Here is a 6000-nt window from a genome sequence, read left to right as displayed (position 1 = left end):
GCGGCCGCAACGGCCTGGGGATGGTGACGACGCTGAGACATGTAACGATGTACCTGTTGATCGGTGATGTGGAGGCCAGGCATCGGTACCTATCGCTGCTATGTTCGATAGGTGTTCAGATACCACCACTCCACGCGCCCCGATCAGATCCCCTCGCAAGGGGCTTCTGTCGCGCCCGCCCGTCAGACCCGCTCTCCGGTCGGGGCTCCGCCCCTCCCTGCGACCGGGCCCGACGGGCGACCCCACCGGCCATCATAGTTGTCGCTGAACCGGCCACCGTAGTTGTCGCCGCGCACTCATTAGCGCGCTATCGCTGATCCGGCCGAGCATGGTCATATCGAGCATGTGATCTTTCTCCCAGCCGGTCACGCCGGCTGGAAACTCTCTTCGAACGCGATCGAAAAGATAAGGCCGTCCGTCGAATTCCATGCGATGGCTCTCTCTGGAGATCGCCCACGCGGCGAACTCTCCAGCACCGGCCGGCGCCGGATTTCTCACATGGCATTGAGCCGCGCGATCATCCACCCGCACTTAGGCGATGGAAACCCGGAGAACAGATCGCTTTCACGCACGCCCTGGGTGTTTGGTTCCCGGCTTTGATGGTGCGATCTTTTCCCTGAATGGAATGCGACAAGTTCTACACGGACGGCAGCTGTCGTGTTGACTCCCGCCGGGTCGCTGCTGACGGGGCCTCGTACGGTCAGCCGTTTCGAAAGGTGTAACCGTAGCCGTTGATCGCCGGCGCACCGCCGAGATGCGTGAAAAGAACCCTAGATCCCATGGCAAAAAAGCCTTTCTGGACCAAGTCGATCATTCCTTGCATCGATTTGCCTTCGTAAACGGGATCGATGATCATACCTTCGAGTCGCGCGCACAGCCGGATGGCATCGTTGGTTTCCGGGGACGGTATGCCATAACATGGGTAAGCGTACTCCTCGAGCAACACCACATCGTCCTCGACCAGTTCCATTCCAAGATCGACGAGCTCCGCTGTATGTTGGGCAATATCCAGCACTTGCGCCTTGGTTTGCAAGGGAGTGGCGGAGGCATCGATACCAATGACGTTGCGATGTTGACCGTCATTGGCAAATCCGACGAGCATGCCGGCATGCGTCGAGCCCGTGACCGTGCAAACGACGATGAAGTCAAATGCAAACCCAAGCTGTTTCTCCTGAGCGCGCAACTCCTCTGCGAACCCCACGTAGCCGAGACCACCATACGGGTGAACGGACGCGCCAGCTGGTATCGCATAGGGGGTGCCGCCCCTTGCCTTGACCTCGTAGAGCGCCTTTTCCCAACTGCGGCGGATGCCGATGTCAAAGCCTCCATCGACCAGGCGCACCTCTGCTCCCATGATGCGGCTCAACAAAATGTTGCCGACCCGGTCGTAGACGAAATCCTCGTAAGGAACCCAACTCTCTTGAACCAAAAGGCATTTCATGCCGATCTTGGCGGCGACCGCGGCAACCATCCGAGTGTGGTTAGACTGCACGCCGCCGACTGTGACTAGGGTGTCGGCATCCGACGCGATGGCGTCAGGAATGATGTATTCGAGCTTACGAAGCTTGTTTCCGCCGAAGGCGAGACCAGAGTTGCAGTCCTCGCGTTTGGCGTAGATTTCCACATTTCCCCCCAGATGCGCGCTGAGCCGGTCGAGCTTCTCGATCGGCGTCGGTCCAAAGGTGAGCGGATAGTGTTCGAACTTTTTCAGCATGTTCTTTCCAGCGATGCGTGAACGGGCTGAGCCCAGCCATGCACTTCATTTTTAGGGAGTGTGTTTGGCGTGAGGTCAACTGTGCCGTCCGACCTCTCAGGAGAGCTTCGTCATCAGCTCCAGCGCGTCATTTGCTATCACGACCACCCATTGACACGCCGGCGTACCGCGTTTGACTGCCAATGGCTTCGCGCCGGGCCCCTGCATCTCCCGGCATCGGAGCGACCGCATCGGACCATTTCAAGTATAATATGCAACGTGCGATCCGCCCAATCTTCGTGATCGATCCAAAGCGGCACGGACTTAAGCTCAGATCCTTTCACCATGCCTCAACGGAACGGCGACACTCCGCCGATTGGAACGAACTGGAGCACCTCTAAAGGTTCAATCCTCCGCACCTCATCATCGTCTAACAGCTGATGTCCAATCTGTTGCAACTTGTGAGGCTCAGCAATTCGGCTGGGTCTGCTGCCGTGGCCAGAGCGCCAGATCAGAAAGAGCACGCTTGCGAAATAGGCTATCTGGAGTAGCAGCGAACAAGCCAGCGTTGCGACGACGACCGTGCGAATGGAATGAGAAGCAAAATAGACAGCCAAAGCGTTGGTGCACAGGATTACCCAAAAAGCGCGAAAAAAGATTCTGAAGGACAACGCCGTTCTCCTGGTTTTCTCGCCACGTCATGCAGTGATCTTGTCGGCGGCAACATGTGTCTGGCAGTTCTTCGGGCAGACGCGGGCGCAGGCTCCGCAGCCGACGCAGCGGCCTTCATGGTCGACGACCATGATCATGCGATTGAGCTCGCCATCGAAGTCGTCGTCGTCGTCGTCATTGCAGGGGCCGAGGATTTCGCCTGCGTCATCGACGCCGTAAAGGTGCATGACGTCGCGCGAGCAAACCTTAAAGCAGCGTCCGCAGCCGATGCAGGTCGTGCCATCGATAGCGGTGAGATATTGCGGCATCCATTTGGAGCCGTCGCGGGTGGCGAATGCGCTCGTCATCGCGCATTCTCCGATGCAGCGAGATCTCTTTTGGCAGCGTCCCACTCGGCAAAAACGGTGAACGTTCTCTCGGCAATCACCTTGATCTCGGTCCAGTTGACCGGGAGGTCTTCGGCAAGGTCGTGCAACTCCATCTTCGCGGTTCCCGCACGTGACTGCAGCTTGCGGACCTTCTTCCGCAATTCCTCATGGTTTGACATTAATCCTTCCTCGAATAGGGCTTCCATCACACCAGCGCGACGTCGGGACTGACTTCGGTGTCTGCGGTCGCATCGTCGACCAGTTTCGTACCGGCCTCCGCGAGTTGTCGGAACGTCTCGAAGCCGAACCGGTGGATGTCCGGACAGAACGACCCAACGCCTGGCATCGAACAGCCCGCGCCCAGAGGCCTCACGGATTTGGCCTCCACAATTGGCGATGTCACCAGGCGGAAACGCTCCGCGATCGCAAGCCCGATGGCGCTGTAAAACATGTCAAGCCTCCACAGCGCGTGGGGATCGGGATAACCCATGCCAGGGATCGCGCGGCGCGTTTTTCCGGTGACGATGAAGCCGGCCAGCAGCGCTGCATCCGATTTGCCCTCCCATAAGCAGTAGGACTCCTCAGCACGGATCAGCCGCACGAGGCATTTGACGAAGGGGGTGTTAAGGGCCGCCTCGTCCTCGTTGATAGCAGCGAAGGTCGCGGCTTCGGGCAATTTCATATTCTCCCCAGTTCAGGCCTCTTCCTCGAATTTCTTTTTTCGGCAACGCCTTGCTCGGGCACACGTTCGCCGCCGATGCCCGGCTCGGAGGGGGCAATTCCAAGCAATTGATGTCGCGGTGACCAGCCTTGGACGCGTCTTCGACCGCAAGGCCTCCCACCACGGCGAGAATTCGTGTCCAACATCCCTTGCGCTCCTGCGCGGCCGCGGGGCATGGCAAAAATTCGAGCTTTGAACCTGCCGCAAACGATCCACCCGGTGCTGCATGGCGCCTACTTACTGCGGTCACGCCAGGGAAATGGACCAATTGGCCAGTAAACATTCAGATTGACGCCCCTTTTTATGTATTTTCCCAGGCCGATCGCGCTTTGGTGCCGTCGCGAAAATGTCTTGCGGAGCCGCGTAGAGAGCGCTGTAACGGCCCTCCCACCCTTGTAGCTGGCTAGGGCCTGCAGCAAATCCGATAGAAGGTGCTGTTTCAGGGCGTCCGGAGTAAGCTCCAAACTGTCAAGCGACTTCAGTGCCAACCTAAGCAACTCGATCGCGCGATCCTTATTGCCGCTGTCGTAATAGTACCTAGCGACCGCCGGATAGGACCGGAACTTAGGGCCGTCGCCTTGCGCGGGGTTGAGTGCCAGGATGTGTTCGGACAGCTTTTTGCCCATCGCGAAGCGCTCAGCAGATGGAAAGTGCGAATGATCGTGTGCCGGACCGAAGAGTTGGCCTAGCGCTGCAAGCATCCAGTTCTCTGAGTTTCTGTCGATTGCGTCGTGAACCAACTGGCGCATGACGGGCATGCCTTTTTGCATGTCGTGCATTTTGTGAAGTAACAGATGAACATGAGCCAGGCGGAAATTGATATCGTCCGGCACCAACGCGATGCCCTCTTCGATCGTCGAGAGCGCCGTCTTCCAATCCTCTATCTTCATCGCCGCCCAGAATTTGTCATTGATCGGCTTCTTCAACGCCTGTTCACGCGCTATTGCGCCATTTCTGGCGATCCGCGCCGTGTCGGCGGCTTTCGCCTCATCGCTGGTGCGCCAACTACCGTTCAGCACTTTCGGCAAAACCTCGTCGAGTTGCCTCGGATGACCGATAAAGGCGATATGGCCGTCCCGGTCGACCACGAACGAGGTCGGAATTCCGACCGAAAAGCTGGGCTCCCTCCAAAGCTTGTTCATTTCGCCTGCAGGGTCGAACGCGATCCGATAGTTCAGATCCGGGCACTTTTCGGCCAACCACGCGCCCAACTTGGCTCGGGCCTCAACGGGCGAGGAAGCGTCTTCATCGGCCACCACTCCGACGACCTCGAGTCCGGCGTCCTTGTATTTCTCCTGCAGTTGCACCAGTTGGGGTGCCGTCGCCGCACACGGTCGGCACCAAGTCGCCCAAAACACGACGACGTACACTTTCCCGGGCCGGAAACTTGCAAGTGGCTCGCCACGCAGCCAGATCTCGACCTTGACCGGGGGAGCCTGTGATTCCATCTGCAATGCCATGTTGCTCTCCAAGGCTATTGTCAAAGGTTGCGCGACTTTGCGCGCGAGCTTGTTTCCCTCTAAGCGAGGGGCACACGGGTTCAAGGAAGGCGAGCATCCCTCATCTCGCGTCCGAGCGCCTTGAGCGTTTGCTCAGTCTTGCCGCATCCAGTGTTGCCGCATCCAGTCTTGCCGAATCCAGTCTTGCCGAATCCAGTCCTGCCGAATCTCCAGTCGCAAACGCTGTGCCAGTGTGCTCAGCGTGCAGCGATGGGTGATTTCACTTGAAACCCAACATGCGACGAAGACGGCCGGTTGTATTGAACCCGACATGTTTGCCGCCCTTGTCCAGTTTCGGACATCCGTCAGCTGTGGGCCGCCAGAAGAGCCTCGCCCCGTACCACTCAACATGTATGCCGGCCAAGGGATGAGGAGATGAACATCATGACTGCGTCAACTATCGCCGGGTTCGTCACCATTCGCCCGCTTCGCACCCATTGGGTTGAGCCGTGTATCGTTGCGATCCCTCAGGAGGTAGCGGAACTCGACATTTCAATTGCAAGGGGGCCGCTCCATTCGTGTGCCGCTGCGCCCCCTCGCCCGCCTGGCCATTGTGTTTCCCGGCTGGTGACATGGACGTCCTCCACGACGACGCTGGTCCGCTGCGGCCCGCCACTACCGCCATCCCCAATGCCGCCATTTTCAGATTGACTATGACGATGATGGCGGACTGGCCGGGAGTGCTGATACAGGCCGGTGAACTCTGCGGCATTCCTGCCTTGTGTTACTTGTGTGTTTCCGGCGCCGGGGCGCTACAGCGCCCGGGCGGGTGCGAATGCGAGCGTCGTCGGATTTGATCAGCCCAAGACCATTCGACCGCCACGCGGGTCGGGCCGGACCGACTGAATACACTTAAGATGCGGCCGTCCTCGCCGCTCTGCCATCTCAGCCAATGACATCATGATTGATGCCATAGTGTGCCGCCCAATCCGGCAAGGGCCCGACTGTCCACCCGAACTCGAGGGGCTTGGCTGCGATACAATGATTGCGTTGTTCAGCCCCAAGCCAGTAGTGAGGGCGATCCGTGATTTAGCCCATGCAGGTGCC

General features: G+C 58.8%; 6 protein-coding genes. All 6 read right to left on the bottom strand.

All coding sequences use genetic code 11. The features are described from left to right. Positions 1 to 700: 700 nt before the first annotated feature. The 6 genes from DPM33_RS33795 to DPM33_RS33770 all read right to left on the bottom strand — a co-directional run bounded on the left by DPM33_RS33795 (position 701) and on the right by DPM33_RS33770 (position 4914). The gene (locus DPM33_RS33795; RefSeq protein ID WP_112101689.1) at positions 701 to 1714 is read right to left on the bottom strand and encodes a 1-aminocyclopropane-1-carboxylate deaminase; all 1014 of its coding nucleotides are present in this window, start codon (positions 1712 to 1714) and stop codon (positions 701 to 703) included. 329 nt (positions 1715 to 2043) lie between these two features. After that, positions 2044 to 2364 carry an exopolysaccharide production repressor protein gene (locus DPM33_RS33790; RefSeq protein ID WP_112101688.1) on the bottom strand — a complete coding sequence of 107 codons (321 nt, stop codon included), beginning with the start codon at positions 2362 to 2364 and terminating at the stop codon, positions 2044 to 2046. 27 nt (positions 2365 to 2391) lie between these two features. Further along, complete coding sequence (gene fdxB, locus DPM33_RS33785; RefSeq protein ID WP_112101687.1) at positions 2392 to 2712, bottom strand: ferredoxin III, nif-specific; 321 nt, start codon at positions 2710 to 2712, stop codon at positions 2392 to 2394. Further along, the gene (locus tag DPM33_RS33780) at positions 2709 to 2912 is read right to left on the bottom strand and encodes a CCE_0567 family metalloprotein (protein WP_112101695.1); all 204 of its coding nucleotides are present in this window, start codon (positions 2910 to 2912) and stop codon (positions 2709 to 2711) included. The genes fdxB and DPM33_RS33780 overlap by 4 nt, the downstream gene beginning before the upstream one ends. 26 nt (positions 2913 to 2938) lie before the next feature. Next, entirely contained in the window at positions 2939 to 3409 is a 471-nt protein-coding gene (locus tag DPM33_RS33775) for a DUF269 domain-containing protein (RefSeq protein ID WP_425373611.1), read from the bottom strand. Between the two features lie 278 nt (positions 3410 to 3687). Beyond that, on the bottom strand, positions 3688 to 4914 hold the full coding sequence (locus DPM33_RS33770; protein WP_167449303.1) for a TlpA disulfide reductase family protein: 1227 nt from the start codon (positions 4912 to 4914) through the stop codon (positions 3688 to 3690). Positions 4915 to 6000: the final 1086 nt, after the last annotated feature.

The sequence above is a fragment of the Mesorhizobium hawassense genome (assembly GCF_003289945.1).
Lineage (GTDB): Bacteria > Pseudomonadota > Alphaproteobacteria > Rhizobiales > Rhizobiaceae > Mesorhizobium > Mesorhizobium hawassense.
Note: the sequence above shows the minus strand (reverse complement) of the source record. Positions and strands in the feature narration are given on the sequence as shown.